The organism is Micromonospora sp. A200 (genome assembly GCF_029893845.1).
GTDB lineage: Bacteria > Actinomycetota > Actinomycetes > Mycobacteriales > Micromonosporaceae > Micromonospora > Micromonospora purpureochromogenes.
On record NZ_JARXXY010000006.1, the window covers coordinates 76030 to 97644 of the forward strand.

16 protein-coding genes are annotated in these 21615 nt (G+C 74.7%); 6 read left to right on the forward strand and 10 right to left on the reverse strand.

What is annotated here, in order from left to right:
* Positions 1-18: 18 nt before the first annotated feature.
* From ftsH to M2302_RS08200, 3 genes are all read right to left on the reverse strand, one after another.
* A complete protein-coding gene (gene ftsH, locus M2302_RS08190; protein ID WP_280837311.1) occupies positions 19-2022 on the reverse strand; it encodes an ATP-dependent zinc metalloprotease FtsH in 2004 nt (667 codons plus the stop codon).
* Positions 2023-2461: 439 nt separating this feature from the next.
* Positions 2462-3037, reverse strand: coding sequence for a hypoxanthine phosphoribosyltransferase (gene hpt, locus M2302_RS08195; protein ID WP_088959929.1), 576 nt, complete (start codon positions 3035-3037; stop codon positions 2462-2464).
* A gap of 100 nt (positions 3038-3137) precedes the next feature.
* On the reverse strand, positions 3138-3275 hold the full coding sequence (locus M2302_RS08200) for a hypothetical protein (protein WP_210774141.1): 138 nt from the start codon (positions 3273-3275) through the stop codon (positions 3138-3140).
* 150 nt (positions 3276-3425) lie between these two features.
* Between M2302_RS08200 and M2302_RS08205 the strand changes: the two genes are divergently transcribed.
* Positions 3426-4388, forward strand: coding sequence for a helix-turn-helix domain-containing protein (locus tag M2302_RS08205; protein WP_280837312.1), 963 nt, complete (start codon positions 3426-3428; stop codon positions 4386-4388).
* A gap of 11 nt (positions 4389-4399) precedes the next feature.
* Here the strand turns inward: M2302_RS08205 and M2302_RS08210 are convergent, their stop codons facing one another.
* The 4 genes from M2302_RS08210 to dacB all read right to left on the reverse strand — a co-directional run bounded on the left by M2302_RS08210 (position 4400) and on the right by dacB (position 9792).
* Positions 4400-6031: a gamma-glutamyltransferase family protein gene (locus M2302_RS08210; RefSeq protein ID WP_280837313.1), complete on the reverse strand. Its 1632-nt coding sequence runs from the start codon at positions 6029-6031 to the stop codon at positions 4400-4402.
* A 146-nt stretch (positions 6032-6177) separates the two neighbouring features.
* Positions 6178-7173 (reverse strand): tRNA lysidine(34) synthetase TilS, encoded by a 996-nt coding sequence (gene tilS / locus M2302_RS08215; protein WP_280837314.1) that lies wholly within the window; start codon positions 7171-7173, stop codon positions 6178-6180.
* Between the two features lie 10 nt (positions 7174-7183).
* Entirely contained in the window at positions 7184-8251 is a 1068-nt protein-coding gene (locus M2302_RS08220) for a zinc-dependent metalloprotease (protein WP_280837315.1), read from the reverse strand.
* Between the two features lie 65 nt (positions 8252-8316).
* Positions 8317-9792, reverse strand: a complete 1476-nt coding sequence (dacB, locus tag M2302_RS08225) for a D-alanyl-D-alanine carboxypeptidase/D-alanyl-D-alanine-endopeptidase (protein ID WP_280837427.1) — start codon at positions 9790-9792, stop codon at positions 8317-8319.
* A 600-nt stretch (positions 9793-10392) separates the two neighbouring features.
* Here dacB and M2302_RS08230 point away from each other — a divergent pair.
* Positions 10393-10899: an inorganic diphosphatase gene (locus tag M2302_RS08230; RefSeq protein WP_280837316.1), complete on the forward strand. Its 507-nt coding sequence runs from the start codon at positions 10393-10395 to the stop codon at positions 10897-10899.
* 217 nt (positions 10900-11116) lie between these two features.
* Here the strand turns inward: M2302_RS08230 and eccD are convergent, their stop codons facing one another.
* Positions 11117-12517: a type VII secretion integral membrane protein EccD gene (gene eccD, locus M2302_RS08235; protein ID WP_280837317.1), complete on the reverse strand. Its 1401-nt coding sequence runs from the start codon at positions 12515-12517 to the stop codon at positions 11117-11119.
* A gap of 101 nt (positions 12518-12618) precedes the next feature.
* On the opposite strand from eccD, the gene eccCa reads away from it, so the two are divergent.
* The 4 genes from eccCa to M2302_RS08255 all read left to right on the forward strand — a co-directional run bounded on the left by eccCa (position 12619) and on the right by M2302_RS08255 (position 19518).
* Positions 12619-16572, forward strand: coding sequence for a type VII secretion protein EccCa (eccCa, locus tag M2302_RS08240; protein WP_280837318.1), 3954 nt, complete (start codon positions 12619-12621; stop codon positions 16570-16572).
* 75 nt (positions 16573-16647) lie between these two features.
* The gene (gene mycP / locus M2302_RS08245) at positions 16648-18009 is read left to right on the forward strand and encodes a type VII secretion-associated serine protease mycosin (protein WP_280837319.1); all 1362 of its coding nucleotides are present in this window, start codon (positions 16648-16650) and stop codon (positions 18007-18009) included.
* A gap of 42 nt (positions 18010-18051) precedes the next feature.
* On the forward strand, positions 18052-18840 hold the full coding sequence (locus M2302_RS08250; RefSeq protein WP_280837320.1) for a phosphatase PAP2 family protein: 789 nt from the start codon (positions 18052-18054) through the stop codon (positions 18838-18840).
* Between the two features lie 30 nt (positions 18841-18870).
* On the forward strand, positions 18871-19518 hold the full coding sequence (locus M2302_RS08255) for a phosphatase PAP2 family protein (protein ID WP_280837321.1): 648 nt from the start codon (positions 18871-18873) through the stop codon (positions 19516-19518).
* 110 nt (positions 19519-19628) lie between these two features.
* Here M2302_RS08255 and M2302_RS08260 read toward each other — a convergent pair whose 3' ends face one another.
* Together M2302_RS08260 and M2302_RS08265 are read right to left on the reverse strand one after the other, a co-directional pair.
* Positions 19629-20807, reverse strand: coding sequence for a MarP family serine protease (locus M2302_RS08260; protein ID WP_280837322.1), 1179 nt, complete (start codon positions 20805-20807; stop codon positions 19629-19631).
* A gap of 58 nt (positions 20808-20865) precedes the next feature.
* Positions 20866-21561 carry a CoA pyrophosphatase gene (locus M2302_RS08265; protein ID WP_280837323.1) on the reverse strand — a complete coding sequence of 232 codons (696 nt, stop codon included), beginning with the start codon at positions 21559-21561 and terminating at the stop codon, positions 20866-20868.
* Positions 21562-21615: the final 54 nt, after the last annotated feature.

Genomic DNA, 21615 nt, shown 5'->3' on the forward strand with positions numbered 1-21615 from the left:
TGGCCGCGGCGTCCGTGTTCAGTGGGTACCGTCCGAGTTGTTCGAGCCGCCGACCGACGCGCCGTCGGCCTGCGCCTGGGCCTTGAGCTTGTCCTTCTCGGCCGGGGTGAGCACCGGGGGCTCGGTGGAGGGCTGACGCTTGCCGAAGCCGTTGTAGGGGGCCATCGGCGGGCGCTTCGCCACCCGGGCGCAGATCCGGGCCATGTCGGCCGTGGAGAGGGTCTCCTTCTCCATCAGCTCCAGGACGATGTTGTCCAGGACGTCCCGGTATTCCACCAGGATCTCCCAGGCCTCGTCGTGGGCCAGCTCGATCAGGGCCCGCATCTCGCCGTCGATCTCGGCCGCCACCACGTCGGAGTAGTCCCGCTCGTGGCCCATGTTGCGGCCGAGGAACGGCTCGTCGCCGCTGGTGCCGTACTTGATCGCACCGAGCTTGGAGCTCATGCCGTACTGGGTGATCATCGCGCGGGCCAGCTGGGTGGCCTTCTCGATGTCGTTGCCCGCGCCGGTGGTCGGCTCGTGGAAGACCAGCTCCTCGGCGGCCCGGCCACCCAGCGCGTACGCCAGGGTGTCGACCATCTCGGCGCGGGTCTGGGTGTACTTGTCCTCGGTCGGCAGGACCAGGGTGTGGCCCAGCGAGCGGCCGCGGGACAGGATGGTCACCTTGTGCACCGGCGCCGCGTGCGGCAGCGCCCAGGCGACCAGCGCGTGGCCACCCTCGTGGTACGCGGTGATCTTCTTCTCCTGGTCGCTCATCACCCGGGTCCGGCGCTGCGGACCCGCGATCACCCGGTCGATCGACTCCTCCAGGGAGTCGTTGGTGATCGCCCGCTGGTCCTTGCGGGCGGTGAGCAGTGCCGACTCGTTGATCACGTTGGCGAGGTCGGCGCCGCTGAAGCCGGGGGTACGCCGGGCCACCGAGTCGAGGTCGACGTCGGGGGTGAACGGCTTGCCCTTGGCGTGCACCCGCAGGATCGCCTTGCGGCCCTCCATGTCGGGGGCGTCCACCGGGATCTGCCGGTCGAAGCGGCCCGGGCGCAGCAGCGCCGGGTCGAGGATGTCCGGCCGGTTGGTGGCGGCGATCAGGATGACCCCGCCCTTGGTGTCGAAGCCGTCCATTTCGACGAGCAGCTGGTTGAGGGTCTGCTCGCGCTCGTCGTGGCCGCCGCCCATGCCGGCGCCACGGTGCCGGCCGACGGCGTCGATCTCGTCGACGAAGACGATCGCCGGGGCGTTCGCCTTGGCCTGCTCGAAGAGGTCGCGGACCCGGCTGGCGCCGACACCGACGAACATCTCCACGAAGTCGGAACCGGAGATCGAGTAGAACGGCACCCCGGCCTCGCCGGCCACCGCGCGGGCGAGCAGCGTCTTACCGGTACCGGGCGGGCCGAAGAGCAGCACGCCCTTGGGGATCTTGGCGCCCAGGGCCTGGTACTTCGCCGGGTTCTGCAGGAAGTCCTTGATCTCGTGCAGCTCCTCGACGGCCTCCTCGGCCCCCGCCACGTCCGCGAACGTGGTCTTCGGGGTGTCCTTGGTGATCATCTTCGCCTTGGACTTGCCGAAGTTGAGCACCCGGGAGCCGCCGCCCTGCATCTGCGACATGAAGAAGATCAGCAGGAGCACCAGCAGGGCGATCGGGAGCAGGTTGACCAGCAGGCTCACCCAGATGCTGTCGGACGACACCTTGGCGTCGGCCGGGCCGGTGACCCGGTTGGCCGCCTTCGCCGCGAGGACGTCGTTCCAGACCTCGTCGCCGACCTCGTACGGGAACTGGGCCTCGATACGGTCGGTCGTGGTGTCGCCGAACTTGGTCTTCTCGGCCAGGTTGAGCTGGAGCGTCTGCTCCTTGTCCTGGAAGACGACCTTGTTGATCTTGGTGGTGTGGAGCTGGTCGAGCGCAACGGAAGTGTCCACGCGGTGGTAGCTGGGACCAGCGGTGAACAGCTGACTGAGCACAACGGCGCCGAGGATGACCAGGATGATCCAGACCACCGGTCGGCGGAAGAAACGCGTACGTTCCATGCTGTTGTCGAGCGCCGAGACGCCCGCATCCTCCTGATCGACGTCCTGACCGTCTGAATGGTGTCGCCGCCTTGGCGGCGCCGAGCCGCCGTGCGGGCCGGCCTCGACCCCGAGGCGCGAACTGCCGCGCCGCGGTCATTCGACGGTACACCGTGTGCGCCAGGAGTGAGCTTCTGAGCCCAGCACTTACGCGGACGGCGAACCGGGGTTCAGCCGGCGTGGCGGGAGCTCCGCACCCGGCCACCCGACCGCCGGTCACACACCAGTCGAGGGGTCGGGCGTGGAGATTGCCTCCATGCCACCGGCACCTACCGTAGTCCGATTTGCTGAGAGCCCGCTGAACGTCCGCTCGATGGACACCGATACGAGCAGCTCTCGGCCCGGCCGGACGGGACCACCGCCGGGCCGGCGGTGGGAGCGGACCCGGCCGGCGACGGGCTCAGGCCCGGGCGTAGACCTCCGGCTTGAGCACGCCGACGTAGGGCAGCTCGCGGTAGCGCTCGCCGAAGTCGAGGCCGTAGCCGACCACGAACTCGGTCGGGATGTCGAAGCCGACGTACTTCACCGGGACGGGGACCTTCACCGCGTCCGGCTTGCGGAACAGGGCCACCACCTCGACGCTGGCCGCGGAGCGGGACTCCAGGTAGCGCAGCAGCCAGGAGAGGGTCAGCCCGGAGTCGACGATGTCCTCGACCACCACCACGTGCCGGCCGGCGATGTCCCGGTCCAGGTCCTTGAGGATGCGGACCACGCCGGACGAGGTGGTGCCCTGGCCGTACGAGGAGATGGCCATGAAGTCCAGCTCGGCCGGCGGACCGTTCCGGCCCAGCGCCCGGGCGAAATCGGCCATGAACATGATCGCGCCCTTGAGCACGCAGACGAGCAGGAGTCCGTCCTCGACGCCGGCGTAGTCCGCCGAGACCTGCTTGGCCAGTTCCGCGGTCTTCTCGCGGATCTGCGCCTCAGAGATGATCACGTGATCGATGTCGGCGTCGTACCAGGAGCCGTCAGCCATGACTCCTAGCCTGCCGTACGCCGGCTGGCCTCCGTCGGCGGGGCCGCCCCTTTTGGAGCGGTCCCGCCAGGGATTTTCTCGGCAATCCGGGCCAATCACCTCAGCAGGTGCGGGACTGCCAGCGGCGGCCCTGGTCGGTCGGCTTCCAGTCGGCCGAGTCGTGACTGTCCGCGGTGAGGCCGGCGGCCGAGGCGACGGCCAGACCGACGAGGAAGAGCAGAAGCAGCAGGAGTTCCATGGCGGCGCTCGCTTTCGCGTTGTTTGGACTGTTATCGCCGCCGGTGCGCACCGGACTGGTACCAGTTTCCGTCCGCCACGCGGAGCCGGACAGTGGCAGGAATGCCATTGCCCCTCGATTTCCTGCCACCACTGGGGTTACCCTCGTCACATGCTCCGATCCGTCGCCGTCCTCGCGCTGGACAAGGTCGCCCCGTTCGAGCTCGGCGTGCTCGCCGAGGTCTTCGGCACCGACCGCACGGCGGACGGGTTCCCCGGCTACCGGTTCGCCGTCTGCACCGCCGACGGCGGCCCCGTCCGCACCTCCTCCGGCTTCGGGCTGACCCCGCACGCCGACCTCGGCCCGGTCGAGGAGGCCGACCTGGTCGCCGTGCCGGCGCACAGCCAGGGTTGCGCGGTGCCCGAGCCGGTGCTGGACGCCCTACGCCGAGCCGCCGACCGGGGGGCGTACCTGCTCAGCGTCTGCTCGGGCGCGTTCGTGCTGGGCGCCGCCGGGCTGCTCGACGGACGCGAGTGCACCACCCACTGGCGGTACGTCGACGAGCTGCAACGCCGCCACCCGGCGGCCCGGGTCCGGTGCAACTCGCTCTACGTCGCCGACGGGCGGGTGCTCACCAGCGCCGGCACCGCCGCCGGCATCGACGCCTGCCTGCACCTGGTACGCCAGGAGCACGGCTCCGCCACCGCCACCCGACTGGCCCGCCGGATGGTCGTCCCCCCGCACCGCGACGGCGGCCAGTCCCAGTACGTCGAGGCGCCGATCCCGGTCACCCCGGAGGCCCCCACGCTGGAGCCGGTGCTGAGCTGGCTGATCGGGCACCTGGACCGACCGACCACGGTGGACGAGCTGGCCGCCCGAGCCGGCATGTCGGCGCGGACCTTCGCCCGCCGGTTCCGGGCCGAGACCGGCACCACCCCGCACGACTGGCTCACCAACCAGCGCGTGCTCCTGGCCCGCCGGCTGCTGGAGGAGACCAGGCTCAGCGTCGACACCGTCGCCGACCGGGCCGGCTTCGGCGACGCCGCCGCGCTACGCCACCACTTCACCCGCCGCGTCGGCACCACCCCGCACGCCTACCGCACCACCTTCCGCGACCGGGTCACCACCACCTGACGACGCGAGAATCAGAACCCGACCGCAGCCCCGTCGACGCGCGACTCCGACCCCACCACGTAGCCGCCCGACGGACCCCGCCACACCGCCTGCCCGTACCCGAAGACTGAAGGCTCCTCCGCGACGGTGACCTCGTGCCCCCGCGAGCGCAACCCCGCGACCAGGCCGGGCACCGCCGCCAGCACCGGCTCGACCAGCAGGGTCCGGCCGGCGTGCCAGTACCAGCGGGGAGCGTCCAGCGCGGCCTGTGGGTCGAGGCCGGCGTCCAGGGTGGCGGAGACCAGCTGGACGTGCCCCTGTGGCTGCATGTGCCCGCCCATCACGCCGAACGGTCCGACCGGCGCGCCGTCGCGGGTCAGGAAGCCCGGGATGATGGTGTGGAAGGGCCGCTTGGCCGGCCCGACCACGTTCGGGTGCGCCGGGTCGAGACGGAAACCGAGGCCCCGGTTCTGCAGCGCGAAGCCGTGCCCGGGCAGCACCACCCGGGAGCCGAACGCCAGGTAGGTGGACTGGATCAGGCTGACCATCATCCCGCCCGCGTCGGCGGTGCACAGGTAGACCGTGCCGCCGCGCTCCGGGTCGCCGGCCACCGGGTCGCCGGCCCGGTCGGTGACCAGGGCCCGCCGGGCCGCCGCGTAGCCGGGGTCGAGCAGGGCAGCGGTCGGCACCGGGGCCCGCTCCGGGTCGGCCACGTGGGCGTGGGCGTCGGCGAAGCCGAGCTTGACCGCCTCGATCTGGCGGTGCAGCCGCTCCCCGACGTCGAGCGCGGCGAGGTCCGTGCCGTCCAGGATGTTCAGCGCGAGCAGGGCGGCGATCCCCTGCCCGTTGGGCGGCAGTTCCCAGACCTCGTGCCCCCGGTAGTTGGCGCCGACCGGGTCCACCCAGGTGGAGGCGTGCCGGGCCAGGTCGTCGCCGGTGAGCAGGCCACCCGTGCGGGCGGCGTGGGCGTCGAGCGCGGCGGCGATGTCGCCCCGGTAGAAGTCCTCCGCGCCGGTCTCGGCGATGCGGCGCAGGGTGCGGGCGGCGTCCGGGTTGCGCCACCGCTCGCCGGGGCGCGGCGCCCGCCCGTCGATGGTGAACACCCGGTCGAACTCGGCGTACTCCTCGCCGCCCGGCTCGACCCGCGCGGCCAGCGCCCGGTCCCAGGTGGCGGCGGTGCCGGTGGCGACCGGGTAGCCGTGCTCGGCGTAGGAGATCGCGTCGGTGAAGAGGTCCGCGAAGGGCAGCGACCCGAACCGGTCGTGCAGGTCCCGCCAGCCGGCCGGCGCGCCGGGCACGGTCACCGGCAGCCAACCCCGGGCCGGCATCGCGGGACCGCGCGCCTGCGCGCCGCCGAGCGCGTCCACCGCCGGCGCGCGCCCTGCGGTCGCGGTGAGCACCACCTCCCGGGTCAGCGCGGCCGGGGACCGGCCGGAGGCGTTCAACCCGTGCAGCCGCTCGCCGTCCCAGACGATCGCGAACAGGTCACCGCCGATGTCGTTGGAGGGCGGCTGCACCACGGTGAGCGCGATCGCCGTGGCCAGCGCGGCGTCGACGGCGTTGCCGCCGCGCCGCAGCACGGCCAGACCCGCGGCCGCCGCGAGCGGCTGGCTGGTCGCGACGGCACCGTTCGGGGCGAAGAGCGGCTGTCGGGGGTACGCCATCCGCCATGTCTACCGCCTCCGGCGGCTCCCGGGGAGGGTCCGCCTCGCCTCCCCCGTGATCGGAACCCGGGAACCGGGACGACACGGCGTCGGATCCCTCGGACATCGTCACCCGATCACGGCTCGACCGGCGGCCAGGGCCGGCCTCAGTCGACCGGGAGCAGGCGGCCGGCGCGGCGGGCCACCCGCAGCCCGCCCGGCAGGTGCGTCGCGCCCTGCCCGCGCCAGTCGGTGACCAGCGCGTCCAACGCCGCCACGTGCCGGTGCGACAGCGCCGCTGGAGAAGCGCCCAGTTCCCGGGCCCAGGCGTGCAGCACCCGGGTACGCACCGCCGGGGCCAGCGCGGCCAGGGCCGCCACGGACAGTCCCCCGTCGACGGCCCGTACCCCGGCCGGGGCGGCGAGCGCGGCGGCGGCCAGGTCGTCCAGGGCGGCGGTGTCGGCGGCCACCAGTCGGGCGGTCCGGGCCAGGTTGTCCAGCACCCCCGGGCCGAGCGCCCGCAGCAGCACCGGCAGCACGTCGGCGCGTACCCGGGCGCGGGCGTACGAGGGGTCGGCGTTGTGCGGGTCCTCCCACGGGGTCAGCCCGAGCGCGGCGCACGCCTTGCGGGTGTCGTCCCGGGTGACGTCGAGCAGCGGGCGCAGCAGCGGCACCCCGTCCAGCTCGCGACGCTCGGGCATGCCGGCCAGTCCGCGCGGTCCGGCACCCCGGGCCAGCGCGAGCAGCACCGTCTCGGCCTGGTCGTCGCGGGTGTGCCCGACCAGCAGCGCCGCCGCGCGGTGTCGCCGGGCGGCGTCGACCAGCGCCTGGTAGCGGGCCTCGCGGGCGGCCGCCTCCGGGCCGCCCGGGCGCCCGGCCACGGTCACCGGCACCGCCTCGACCGGGTCGAGACCGGCCTCGACGGCCCACCGGGCCACCGCCTCGGCCCGCCCGGCGGAGCCCTCCTGCAACCCGTGGTCCACGGTCACCAGACCGGCCCGCCGGCCGAGCCGGGGCGCCACGAAGGCGGTCGCGGCGGCCAGGGCGAGCGAGTCGGCCCCGCCGGAGCAGGCCACCAGCACCGGCCCGTCGGCCGGTAGCGGGATCAGCGCGCGGCGGACGGCGATCCGGATCGCGGCGACCGGCGAGGCGAGGGCGGCCACGGCCGTCCGCTCAGCCGGCGGTCGGGGTGGCGCCGGCCGGCCCGTGCACCCGGGCCACCCAGGCGTCCGGGTCGCCCAGCTCGTTCAGCCGGGGCAGGGTCAGCGGGGAGCTGAAGATCTTGTTGAAGCCGTCCATGCCGACCCGGTCGACCACGCCGTGCACGAACTTGCGGCCCTCGGCGTACTGGCGCATCTTGACGTCGACGCCGAGCAGCCGGCGAATCGCCTTCTCCAGCGGGTTGCCCGCCTCGCGGCGTCGGTTGAACCCCGCCCGGATCCGCTCCACGCTGGGGATGACCTGCGGCCCGACGCCGTCCATCACGAACTCGGCGTGCCCCTCCAGCAGGGTCATCAGCGCGGTGAGCCGGTCGAGCACGGCCCGCTGGGCCGGGGTCTGCACGATGTCCAGCACGCTGGTGCGGCTCTCCGGGTCCTTGATCGCGTCGGAGAGCGTGGCGACGCCCCGGCGCAGCCGCTCCAGCAGGTGCTCGTTGCCCTGCGCGGCGTCGACGAAGGCGTTCACCTCGCCGAGGAAGTACGCCCGCATCCAGGGCACCGAGGTGAACTGGGTGCGGTGGGTGACCTCGTGCAGGCAGACCCAGAGCCGGAAGTCGCGCGGGTTCGCCTCCAGCTTCCGCTCCACCTCGACGATGTTCGGCGCGACCAGCAGCAACTGCCCCGGGTCGGCGGAGAACACCTCGTACTGACCGAGGACCCGGCCGGAGAGGTAGGCGAGCACCGTGCCGGCCTGCATCCCGGTCAGCCGGGAGCCGATCGCCTCGGTGAGCGGCCCGGGACGCTTGTCGCCGGAGAGCCGGTTGACCAGCGGGGTGATCACCTCGCGCAGGCCGGCGATGTTGGTGGCCGCCCAGTCCCGGCGGTCCACCACCCGCACCGGCGGGTGCGTCACCTGCGAGCGCAGCCCGGTGTAGTCGGCGACGTGCCCGGCCGCCTCGTCGGTGAGCCGTCGCAGGTCGACGACCACATCGGTGGCCTCGGCGTACGACACCCGGGGGCCTGACTTGCCCAGCGCCCCCGCGGTCGCGGCGGCCAGATCCCAGTCCACGAACTGCGCCATGCACCCACCGTACCCGCGCCGGAACACCCCGGCCCGGCGTGCGAGCAGGGGCTCCGGCGTCGGGGTCAGCGGCAGCCGCAGCCGGCCAGGGCACCGGCGATCCGGTCGAGGGCCTGACGGCTGACGTCCGAGTCGACGGCCGGGGCCTTGTCGGTGAGGACCGCGAAGGTGAGCAGCCGACCCTCGGCCGTGGTGACCAGCCCGGCGATGGCGTGCACCCCGCTCAGCGTGCCGGTCTTGGCCCGGACCACCCCGGCGCCGGCGGCGGTCGCGTCGACCCGGTAGCGGTCACCCAGGGTGCCGGACCAGGCGCCGACCGGCAGGCCGCCGAAGATGGCGCCCAGCTCCGGGTGGTCGCCCTTGCCGGCGAGCGCGATCAGGTCGGTGAGCAGGGACGGGCTGATCCGGTTGTTCCGGGACAGCCCGCTGCCGTCGGAGAGGCTGATCTCGTCGGCCGGCAGGCCCAGCTCGCCGATGACCTCGTCCATCGCCGCCGCTCCGCCGACGAAGCTCGCCGGCTGGTTGCGGGCCAGCGCCACCTGGCGGGCCAGTGCCTCGGCGATCACGTTGTCGCTGTCGCTGATCATGATGTCGACCAGGCGGATCATCGGCTGCGACTCGACCTTGCCCAGCTCGGTGCCGGGCGCCGGGGCGCCGGTGGCCGCGGCGCCGCCGGCCGGCGGGGCGGTGCCCTGGGTGACCTGGGCGTCCCCGCCGAGGCCGAGGAGCCGGGCGAAGGAGCGGCCGGCGGTCAGGTCGGGCCGCGGGACCCGATCGGCCGCGCCGTGGGTGTCGTCGAAGGTCTTCCGGGCCGCCTCGGGGTCGCTGCGGGCGCCGTCGGTCATCAGCGCGGTGATCGACGCGCCGTAGCCGCCGGTCGGGATGTCGTCGTCCCAGCCGGGGCCGTGCACCGGGCCGGGGAAGAGCGAGGAGTCGACGACGACCTTGGTCGGAGCGATGCCGCCGAGCGCCTGCTTCACCTGCTTGGCCAGCGTGTCGAGGCGGGCCGCGCCGGGGTAGAAGGCCTTGCCGTCCACGGCGAGGGTCGGGTCGCCGCCGCCGACGAGCACCACCTCGCCCGGGTTCGCCCCGGCCACCGCCCGGGTGGGGATGCGGTACCCGGGGCCCCGGGCCTCCAGCACGGTCACACCGGTCGCCAGCTTGGTCACCGAGGCGGGCACCGTGCCGTCGTCGCCGCCCCGGGCGTAGATGGACTGCCCGGTGGTCAGGTCGGCCACCGAGATGTTCACCCGGCTGCCCAGGGCGGCGGCCCCGAGCAGCGGCTCCACGGCGGCGCGTACCCCGGCGGCGGTGGGCAGCGGGGCGTTGGCGTCGGGGCCGGCGAGCACCGGCGACGGGTCGGGCTCCGGCGCCTGAGCGGCGGCGGCCGGTCCGGCGTCGTCGTCGCCCAGCCACCCGGCGACCGGCCCGGGGCGGAGCACCACGGCGACCCCGGCCAGCGCGAGCAGCAGCACCGTGGCGAGCGCCGTCACCGGCAGCAGCCGGCGACGCCAGCGCGGCGCGGGGGCCGGCGGAGCCAGCGGCCCGGCGCCCGCCGGCGGCGGGGAGACGGGCACGGAGCCGGCGGCCGGGGAGAACGGACCCGACGAGGGCGAGACCGGCGCGGCGCCGTAGAGGTGGCCCTGGCCGGCGTGGTGCACCTGGCCGGGCCCGGTGGCCGGGGCGTCCCAGGTCGGCGGCGGGACCCGGGCCGACCCGGCGGCCTGCGGCGGCCCGGACGGCACGCGGGCGGAGCCGGCGGCGGGACGGCCGGGCGGGTTCACGTCGGGGAACCGGCCGGTGTTGCGGGAATCGCCCGGCCAGGCCGGCGAGACCGGCCCCGACGGCGGCTGCCCGGCACCGGGCCCGGGCGGTGCAGAACGGTCGGACGGGTGCGCACCGGGCACCGGGACCCGTCCGCTCGCGGATCCACCGGACCCGCGCCCGTCAACCCCCTCCGGGCGGTAGTGTGAATCTTCCCTCCCCACGACCCCCTCCTCCCGCCTCCGGAACCAGCCTGGGTGACACTACTTCGGTCCGAAGACTATGCGGCGTCCGGAGCCGGTGGGTGGCCAATCACCCTTACCGGGGGCGTCTGTGGTTCCGTTCAGCCAGCGTGGGCAGACGAGGGAGCGTGGGAGATGGATTTCGACGTCACGGTTGAGATCCCGAAGGGTCACCGAAACAAGTACGAGGTGGACCACGTGACCGGCCGGATCCGGTTGGACCGCACCCTCTTCACGTCGACCCAGTACCCGGCCGACTACGGCTTCATCGAGGGCACCCTCGGCGAGGACGGCGACCCGCTGGACGCGCTGGTGCTCGTCCCCGAGCCGACCTTCCCGGGCTGCCTGATCCGCTGCCGCACGATCGGCATGTTCCGGATGACGGACGAGAAGGGCGGCGACGACAAGGTCCTCTGCGTGCCCTACGAGGACCCGCGCCAGGAGCACCTGCGCGACATCCACCACCTGGGCGAGTTCGACCGGCTGGAGATCCAGCACTTCTTCGAGGTCTACAAGGACCTGGAGCCGGGCAAGTCGGTCGAGGGCGCCACCTGGGTGGGCCGGGTCGAGGCCGAGGCCGAGATCCACGCGTCGTACCAGCGGGCCAAGGACGCCGAGGAGCGCGGCGACACCGCGCACTGACCAGCACCGTCACGTTGGGCCCGGGCTCACCCCCGGGCCCTTCGTCGTCTGCCCGGAGGCTGTCGGGAAGCCTCGGGGCGAGCGAGGCGGAGTCCAGGCGGCGATCCGGCAAGGCGGAGGCCGGTTCGGATACCGGTGTTGTATCCGGACCGGCCTCCAACGCCGCCGGTCGTCGGCTGGGCCCGTCGCAGCCGTCGCGAGGTTTCCCGACAGCCTCCTAGCCGAGCAGGCCGCGCGCGGCGTCGTAGAGGCCCAGCACCGCGCAGGCCACCGGCACGACGGAGACCACCAGCGCGGTGTCGGTCAGGTCGGCCGCCCGACCGACGTACGGCGACACCGGCCGCCGGGCGTACGTGGTACCGGCCGCCACGGCGGTGAGCGCCACCAGCAGCCCGCCCACGGTCAGCGCCAGCACCCCCGCGTCGCCGGCCCCGGCGGCCAGCACCACACCGAGCAGCGCGAACCCGGCCAGCCCGGCCAGCACGGGCGGCACCCGGTGGCGGACCGCCACGAAGAGCCGGGAGCGCAGCAGCAGCACCGCCGAGACGACGGCCACCAGCAGCCGCCCGGCCAGCCCACCGGCCACGCCGAGCACCAGCGCAGCGGCGAGCGCCAGCGCGCCGTGCCCGATCAGCATCCCGGTCAGCATCTCCTCGGTCCGGGCCACCGCCGCGTGCACCCGCGCCCGGTCGGGCAGGTCCCGTACGCCGTCCGGGCCGCCGGTCGGGCCGGTGGGCAGGGTGATCGGCGGCAGCGGCAGCTTGCCCAGCCGGATCGCCAGCAGCGGCAGCCCGCCGAGGGCGAAGACCAGCACGCAGAGCAGCACCGCCGCGGTCTCGGCCGGCCCGAGCAGCAGCCCGCCGAGGGCGGCCGCCGCGCCGACCGCGCCGAGGGTCGCGCCGGCCACGAAGACCCGCAGCCGGGTGGCGGTGCCGAGCAGGCCGAGCACCGACACCAGCAGCAGCGCCACCGCGCCGGCCAGCAGCTCGGGGGCGCCCAGCCAGGGCAGCGGCCGGAACTCACCGACTGGATCGCCGGAGCTGACCGCGAGGGCCCCGGCCGCCGCGGCGTACGGCAGCGCGTACCCGCCGAGGGTGGCGCCGGTCGGGCCGTCCCCGTACGCGCGGGAGGCGACCGTGCCGGCGAGCGCGAGCAGCAGCGCGACGGTGACCGCCAGCGGCCAGCCGGCCCGGTGCTGCGGCCCGCCGGCCAGGACGGCGACCAGTCCGACGGCCAGCGGCACGCCGGCACCGGCGAGCGCGGCGGCTCGGGTGGCGGCCGGGGACCAGGCACTGCCGCGCCGGCGGGCGCCGTCGGCGATCGCCTCCACCACGTCGTCGTACTCCAGCTCGGGCCACTCGGCGTGGGCCGGCACGAGGTGCAGCACCTCGCCGTCGCGCACCCCCTGCGGGAGCAGCGCCTGCGCGGTCGCCAGCACCGCCCCGTCGGTGCGGCGCAGCACCCAGCCGCCGTGCCGCTCGCCGTCGTCGGCCAGCCCCTCGCCGGCGTGCCGCAGCACCTCGGGCAGCAGCTCGGCGAGGGGCACCTGCTCCGGCAGGGCCACGTCGACGCGTCGTTGCGGAGCGCTGATGGTGACCCTTGCCAGCCCGGTAGTCATCGACTGATCTCCATATCGAGCGGGAGCGGTGGCTGACGGACGACAGGACTTTACCTACCATGAGCCAGGCTCGGGTCACCGAGCGCCACCTTGGAGGGTCAGTGTCCACTGTCGTCATCAAGCGACCGCCGCGCCGTCCGGCGCCGGAGATACCGGTCGGTGAGCTGCCCGTCGAAGCGCCGCCGGAGATCCCCGCGGTGACCGGCGGCCGCTGGCAGCAGGCGCTGATGGTGCTGCCCATGCTGGGCGGCACGGTGGCGATGGCGATGATGTTCGGCCGGGGCGGCGGTGCCTACTCGTACGTGGTGGGCGGCATGTTCGGGCTCTCCTCGGTGGCGATGCTGGTGACCTCCTGGGGCAGCGCCGCCGGCACCCCGAAGAAGTCGGAGATGATGGCCGCCCGCCGCGAGTACCTACGGCACCTGGCCGCCCTGCGCCGCCGGGTCCGGCAGTCGGCCGGCCAGCAGCGGGCCGGGCTCTTCTACCGGCACCCGGACCCGGGCCGACTCTGGTCGACCGTCGACAGCCACCGGGTCTGGGAGCGCCGGCCGGGTGACCCGGACTTCGCCGTGGTCCGGGTGGCCGTCGGCCCGCAGACCCTGGCGACGCCCCTGATCCCCCCGGTCACCCGGCCGCTGGAGGAGCTGGAACCGATGACCGCGGGGGCGCTGCGGCGCTTCCTCGACGCGTACTCGGTGGTGCCGGACCTGCCGGTGGCGCTGTCGATGCGCAGCTTCGCCCGGGTCTTCGTCCGCGGTGAGGCCGGGGACGCGCGTGGCGGCACCGGCTCGCCCGGGGCGCAGGCACTGGCCCGGGCCATGCTCACCCAGCTCGCCGTCTTCCACGCCCCGGACGAACTGCTCATCGCGGTCTGCGCCGGGCCGGAGCGGCGGGCGCTCTGGGAGTGGGTCAAGTGGCTGCCGCACGCCCACCATCCCGGCCGCACCGACGCCCTCGGTCCGGTCCGGCTGGTCAGCAGCTCCGCCGCCGAACTGGAACGGCTGCTCGACGAGGTGCTGGCCAGCCGGTCCCGGTTCAGCCCGGCCGGCCCGGCCACCGACGGGCCGCACGTGGTGATCCTGCTCGACGGCGGCGACCTGACCGGGGCGACCGAGCTGGCCGGGGACGGCGGCATCGACGCGGTCACCGTCATCGACCTGGACACCCCGCCGCCGCGGCTGCTCGACCGCTTCGCCCTCCTGCTCGAGCTGCGCGGCGACCGGCTGCACTCCCGGTCGGCCGAGGGGCACGCCGAGGTGGGCACCGCCGACCGGCTGGAGGTCGCCGACGCCGAAGCGGTGGCCCGCCGGCTCGCGCCGCTGCGGCTGGCCACCACCGTACGCGGGGGCGAGACCGCGCCCGGGGCCGAGCTGGGCCTGCCCGAGCTGCTCGGCATCGGCGACCCGGAGGGCTTCACCGCCGAGCAGGGCTGGGCGCCCCGCTCGGGGCGGGACCGGCTGCGGGTGCCGATCGGGGTCGGTGCCGACGGCGGCGCGATCGAGCTGGACCTGAAGGAGTCGGCGCAGGACGGCATGGGTCCGCACGGCCTGCTGATCGGCGCGACCGGCTCCGGCAAGTCGGAGCTGCTGCGCACCCTGGTGCTCGGCCTGGCCGCCACGCACAGCTCGGAACAGCTCAACTTCGTGCTGGTCGACTTCAAGGGCGGCGCCACCTTCGCCTCCTTCGACCGGTTGCCGCACACCGCCGCCGTGATCACCAACCTGGCCGACGCGCTGCCGCTGGTGGACCGGATGGTGGACGCCATCAACGGCGAGCTGATGCGCCGCCAGGAGCTGCTGCGCCGGGCCGGCAACTTCGCCAGCCTGCGCGACTACGAGCGGGCCCGGGCCGCCGGCACCCCGCTGGCCCCGCTGCCCTCGCTGCTGCTGATCTGCGACGAGTTCTCCGAGCTGCTCTCCGCCAAGCCGGACTTCATCGACCTGTTCGTCCAGATCGGACGGCTGGGCCGGTCGCTCGGAGTGCACCTGCTGCTGGCCAGCCAACGCCTGGAGGAGGGGCGGCTGCGCGGGCTCGACACCCACCTGTCGTACCGGATCGGGTTGCGCACCTTCTCGGCGCTGGAGTCCCGGACGGTGCTCGGGGTGCCGGACGCGCACGAGCTGCCCCGCTCGCCCGGGCACGGCTACCTGCGCGCCGGCACCGACCCGCTGGTCCGCTTCAGGGCCGCGTACGTCTCCGGGCCGGTCCGCCGGCGCGGCGCGGCGGCCGGCGGCGGCGCGGGCGGCGGCACCCGGCTGCTCACCTTCTCCACCCACCTGGTGCCGGTGCCGGAGCCGGCCACCGCGGCGCTGCCCGCCATCGAGGAGGAGACGGAGAACCTGCTCGACGTGCTGGTCGGCCGGCTCGCCGGGCAGGGTCCGCCGGCGCACCAGGTCTGGCTGCCCCCGCTCGACACCGCACCCGCCCTGGACGAGCTGCTCGGGCCGGCCGCCGTCGACCCGCAGCGCGGCCTCACCGTGGCCAACCCGGAGCTGCACGGCGCGCTCCAGGTGCCGGTGGCCCTGGTGGACAAGCCCTTCGAGCAGCGCCGCGACCTGCTCTGGCTGGCGCTGGACGGCGCGGCCGGGCACGTGGCGGTGGTCGGCGGACCGCAGAGCGGCAAGTCGCACCTGCTCCGCACGCTGGTCTGCGCGCTGGCGCTCACCCACACGCCGGCCGAGGCGCAGGTCTACTGCCTGGACTTCGGGGGTGGCGGGCTCGCCGCGCTGCGCGACCTGCCACACGTCGGTCAGGTGGCGGGGCGGTCCGACCCGACGGTGGTGCGCCGGACCATCGGCGAGATCGCCACCCTGCTCGCCGAGCGGGAGCGCCGCTTCGCCGAGCTGGGCGTCGAGTCGATGGCGGCCTGGCGGCAGCGCCGGTCCGGGCTGGCGGGGGCCGGCCAGCCGATCGTCGACCCGTTCGGCGACGTCTTCCTGGTGGTCGACGGCTGGGCCACCCTGCGCGGCGAGTACGACGACCTGGAGCCGCTGGTCACCGACCTGGCCACCCGCGGCCTGTCGTACGGGGTGCACGTGGTGGCGAGCGGGGTCCGCTGGATGGACTTCCGGCCGGCCATCCGGGACCTGTTCGGCTCCCGGCTGGAGCTGCGCCTCGGCGACCCGGCGGACTCGGTGGTGAAGCGGGTCGCCGCGGCGAGCGTGCCGGAGAAGTCACCCGGCCGGGGCATCACCGCGCAGAGCCTGCACTTCCTCACCGCGCTGCCCCAGCTGGCCGGGACGGAGACGGCCGACCTGGTAAAGGCGGTCGCCGGAGCCTGGTCCGGTCCGCCCGCCCCGCGGGTGCGGCTGCTCCCGCCGGTGCTCCCCTACGCCGACCTCGACACCTCCGCCGCCACCGGGCTGGCCTTCCCGATCGGCGTGGCCGAGGCGGACCTGCGCCCGGTGGCGGTGGACTTCGCCGCCGAGCCGCACTTCGTGGTCTTCGGCGACGCGGAGTGCGGCAAGTCCTCATTCCTGCGCGCGCTGGCCACCTCGATCATCGACCGGTTCACTCCGGAGCAGGCCCGGATCATCCTGGTCGACTACCGGCGCAGCCTGTACAGCCTGATCGACGACCCGCACGTGATCGGGTACGGCAGCGCGGCGGCGCACACCGCCGAGCTGGTCGAGTCGGTCGCCGGCTACATGCAGGCCCGGCTGCCCGGGCCGGACGTGACCCCGGCGCAGCTGCGGGAGCGGTCCTGGTGCTCGGGGCCGGAGCTGTTCGTGCTGGTCGACGACTACGACCTGGTGTCCAGCGGCCCGGCGAACCCGCTGCGCGGCCTGGAGGAGCACCTGCCGCAGGCCCGCGACATCGGGCTGCACCTGGTGCTGGTCCGCCGTTCCGGCGGTGCCGCCCGGGCCCAGTACGAGCCGATCGTGCAGCGGCTGCGCGAACTCTCCACCGCCGGGCTGGTGATGAGCGGCAGCCCGGACGAGGGACCGCTGGTCGGGCAGGTCCGTCCCGGGCCACTGCCGCCCGGGCGGGGCCGGCTGGTCACCCGACGTGAGGGCGTACGCCTGGTCCAGTTGGCACATCTGCCCCCACCGTGAGCGTGTCCGGCGGAACGTCCCGCCGGGGAGGGGAAAACCGGTAATCTGCCGAGCAGCACGTGTCATGGACGATGAATGGCGGAGGATGTGACCAGGGTTCGGCACGGCTCCCCGACTACGCTCAACCGGTTCGCCGGCCGGGCGTTGCTCGGTGTCGCGGCGACCGCCGTGACGGTCGTCGGCGCGGTGCCACCACCGGCGTCGGCCGCCCCCTCCCGACCGGTCGCCGTCGCCGCGCGGGCCGCCGGCGTGCCGCTGGCCGAGCCGGGTTTCGTCCCGCTGGAGACCACGGCCCGGGCCGACCGGGTCCGCGACGACCAGTGGCAGCTCAATGAGTTGCGGGCCAGCACCGCGTGGAGCGCCTCCACCGGCCGGGGGGTCACCGTCGCGGTGATCGACTCCGGTGTGGACGGCACCCATCCGGATCTGGCCGGCCAGGTGCTGCCCGGCATCGACCTGGTTTCCCCCGCCGGCACCGACGAGCCGGACCCGGTGGGTCACGGCACCACGGTGGCCAGCCTGATCGCCGGGCGCAACGACGACCGGAAGGGCGTGGCCGGGCTGGCCCCGGGCGCCCGCATCCTGCCGGTCCGGGTGCTCGACGACGAGAACCGCTACGACGACGCGATGATCGTCGCCAAGGGGGTGCGCTGGGCGGTCGACAACGGCGCCCGCGTGATCAACCTGTCCCTGGGCGGCAGCGGCGACAGCCCCGCGCTGGCCGCCGCGCTCGACTACGCCTTCGCCCGGGACGTGGTCGTGGTCGCCTGCACCGGCAACCTCGCCACCTCGTCCAGCCCCAAGGTCTGGTACCCGGCCCGGGAGCCCGGCGTGATCGCCGTGGCCGGGCTGGAGGGCAGCAGCGAGAACCTGTGGTCCGGCTCGATCACCGGGCACGCCACCACCCTCACCGCACCGGCCACCCGCCTGGTCGGGGCCCGTCCACCGGACGGTTACTGGGGGGTGCAGGGCACCAGCTTCGCCGCACCGCTGGTGGCGGCGACCGCCGCGCTGGTGCGCGCCCGGTTCCCGGAGATGTCCGCCGGGGACGTGGTCAACCGGCTGCTGACCACCGCGAAGGACATCGGCCCCACCGGTCGGGACGACCGCTTCGGGTACGGCCTGGTCGACCCGGTGGCCGCGGTGACCGGGGACGTGCCGCTGGTGCACCGCAACCCGCTCGACGACCAGACCTCCCCCGGCGTGGTCGGCTTCGGCCCGGCACCCGGGTCGACCGACGACGCCCAGGCCGGCGGCACCGGCTCCGAGCCGCTCGGCTTCACCGCGCCCCGGCAGCACACCCGCTGGTCCGCCCAGCCGGCCGGCGCCGAGGACGACACCGCGCCGCGCCGGCTCTGGACCGGCGTGGCCATCCTCGTCGCCCTGGTCACCGGCACCGCGCTGATGATCCGCCGGTTCCGTCTCTGGGGCCGCTGACCCCGGCCTGATCGGCCGCCTCGCTGGGTAAGAGCTGACGCCATGAGCAACCCCGGCCAGCGCACCTCCGTACGCCCGTCGACCCGCTCCTGGCGGGGTCGACGCCTGGACCGCGACCACTCGCTGGGCCTGCGACTGACCCTGGCCTCGGCGGCGGCGTTCCTGGTGCTGGTGCCGTTCGCGCTGCTGGCCGTGCTGGTGGTCGGCGCCTGGCCGCCGCTGCACCACCTGGACGCGGTGGTGACCGACGCGCTGTACCGCTACGCCGTCGACCACCCCGCCTGGGTGCGGGCGATGAACGGGTGGACCAACGTCTTCGGCCCGGGGCCGCTGCGGGTGGCGGCGCTGGCCGTGGTGGTCTGGCTGTGGACCCGCCGGGCCCGCCGGCTGGCCCTCTGGGTGGTCACCACGATGACCGTCGGCGGGCTGCTCGGCGCGCTGCTGAAACTGCTGGTCGGCCGCAGTCGACCGGACCTGCTCGACCCGGTGGCCCGGGCGGCCGGCTTCGCCTTCCCGTCCGGGCACACGCTGAACGCCACCCTGGCCGCCGGCGTGCTGCTGCTGGTCTTCCTGCCGTACGCCCGGGGCCGGACGGCCGCGCGGGTGGCGCTCTGGGTGGCGGCGGTGCTGGTCGCCGGGGTGACCGGGCTGAGTCGGGTGGCGCTCGGCGTGCACTGGACCAGCGACGTGCTGGGTGGCTGGCTGCTCGGCGTGGCGGTGGTGGCGGCGACCTCCGCCGCGTTCACCACCTGGCGGGAGCGGACCGGCCGGCCCGCCGCCGAGGGTGTGCAACCGGAGCTGGCCGACGGCCGGAACGAGCCCGACGCGTAGTTGTGGCCCGGCGGGGGTAATGGGCGGCCCATGTCCGACTTCGCGGGGCAGGTCGTCAAGCGGGTGCTGGTGCCGGTGGCCCTGCTGCTCGCCTTCATGGTCCTGCTCGGGGTGCTGGTCACCCGGGTGCTGGACCGGGTCTGGCCGTTCACCGTGGAGGACGCGGTCAACCGGGACCTGGCCGCCGACCGCACCGGCGGCTGGAACGACGTCTCGCTGGTGTTCAGCACGCTCGCCAGCACCCAGGTGATCGTCCTGGTCACCGCGGTGGCGGCGCTGGTCCTGCGGCTGGTGCTGCACCGGTGGCGGGAGCCGCTGTTCCTGTGCGCCGCGGTCAGCGCCCAGGCGCTGGTCTTCCTGCTGACCACGATGGCCATCGACCGGCGTCGCCCGGCCGTCGAGCAGATGGACGTCTCGCCGCCCACCTCCAGCTTCCCGTCCGGGCACACCTCGGCGGCGGTGGCGCTCTACGTCGGCATCGCGCTGCTGCTGGCGCTGCGGGTGGGGAGCACCGCCGGCAAGGTCACCTGGTGGGCCCTGCTGGTCCTGGTGCCGGTCGGGGTGGCGCTGACCCGGATGTACCGGGGCATGCACCACCCGAGCGACGTGGTGGCGTCCTTCGTAACGGCGGCACCTGTGTGGCGATCATGGCCCGGGCGGTGCTGGACCGAACACTGAACTGGGGCCGGGCTCGGCTGCCCGGGGTCACCCCGTCGGGCGGGGACGTGGCCGCCGCCCGCGCCCGGAGCTGACCCCGGCCGCGGTCACCCGGCCGCCGGGGGCGGGGCTCAGGTGCAGTCGCCCGTGCCCACCCCACGGGTACGCTCCGCACCCGCCAGCGCCACCGACCGCGCCTCCGCCGCCGTCACCGCGAAACCCGTGTTCGGGTCGTCCGCAGCCGCGGCGAAGATCACGCCGAGCACCAGGCCGTTGGAGGAGACCAGCGGTCCGCCGGAGTTGCCGCTGCGGACCAGCGCCCGGATCGTGTAGATCTCCCGGGTCACGTCGCCCGAGGAGTAGATGTCCGGCCCGGTGATCCGGTCGACGTCGCGCACCCGGGCCGGCCGGGCGTCGTACGGGCCGTCGAGGGGGAAGCCGAGCACGATCGCGTCCGAGCCGCTGCCGGCCTGCCCGGCGGCGAAGCGCAGGGACGGGCCGGGCAGCCCGGGCACGTGCAGCACGGCGAGGTCGCGGTCCGGGTCGTAGACGACCACCTCGCCGTCGTACCGCTCGCCGCGCAGCTCCACGGCAACCGAGCGGGTGCCGGCCACCACGTGCGCGTTGGTCATCACCCGGTCGTCGGCGTACACGAAGCCGGAGCCCTCGATGCGGCGCGCGCAGCTCGGCGCGGAGCCCAGCACCTTGACCACCGACCGCTGGCTGTTCGCCACCACCTGGGAGCCGGCCAGGGCCGGGTCGGGCGGGGAGACCTGCCGCGCCTGGGTGCGGCCCAGGCCGTTGAAGACGTCCGGGAAGCCGTCGGTGTCCACCGTGTCGCGAAGGGCGGTGGAGAGCTCCTGGGCCCGGTCGGGCAGCACCCGGTCCACCACGGTCAGCAGCGCGCTGTTCTTGACCGAGGCGGACAGCCAGGGCAGCGGGGAGGAGGCCAGTGGGACGGCGACCAGCCAGGCCACCAGCATCACGGCGAAGAGCGAGACGAACGCGCCGCCGATGTCGTCGGCCCGCTTCGCCACGTCGTTGGTGATCGTCCTGCGCAGGTGCGAGCCGAGCCAGCCGGCGAGCGCCTGCCCGAGCACGGCCAACCCGAAGACGGCGACCAGGGAGATCAGCACCCGGGTGCCGCTGTCGACGAACTGCCGGGCGAAGATCGGGCCGACCTGGAGGCCGAGGAGCGCGCCCAGGAAGAAGCCGGAGAGCGAGAGCGCCCCGATGGCGAAGCCCTGGCGGTATCCGCTGATCGCGAACACGAGCATGAGCAGGAGCAGGACGAGATCCACGACGGACACGCGTCAAGGGTACGGGCACCGGGCACGACCGGGGCGTTGCGCTTGCGGAACGTGACGGTCAGGTCAGCGGGCCAGCCATCTCGTCGACCTCGTCGGTGCCGGCGGAGGGCGCCGGGGTGGCCCCGACGGGCGGCAGCTCGATCACCCGGCCGCGCGGCCAGGGACGCGCCCAACCCCCCATCTCCAGGAGCGTCGCGAGCACTCCGGCGGTGAAGCCCCAGACCAGCATGCCGCGCACGGAGAAGGCGGGCCCGATCCAGCCGCTTGGATGGCGTACCCGCATCCGGTTCTCCGGGTCGACCAGCTCGGCGACGGGCAGCCGGGCGACGTGGGCGACCTCGGCCGGCTCCCGGGGGTGTACCGGGTGCGGCGCGTGCCACCAGGCCAGCACCGGGGTCACCACGAAGTCGCTGACCGGGATCCACAGCCTGGGCAGCTCGGCCAGCACGGTCACGCTGGCCGGGTCGAGGCCGACCTCCTCGTTCGCCTCGCGCAGCGCGGTCGCGGAGGCGTCGGCGTCCTCCGGGTCGGCCGCGCCGCCGGGGAAGGCCGGCTGGCCGGCGTGGTTGCGCAGGGTCGCGGCCCGCTGGAGCACCAGCACGTCCGGGCCGACGCCGGGCTCCTCGCCGAGCAGCACCAGCACCGCGCTCTCCCGGCCGCCCTCCTCGGGGGTGGTGAGCCGGGTGAAGTCCTCCACCCGGGCGGAGCCGAGCCGACCGAGCAACGGGTCGATCCAGGCCGGCGGGCGGGTCACGGTGCCACCTTCGTTCGCGACTGCGGGGCTCGCAGGACCGGCTCACTCCTCGCG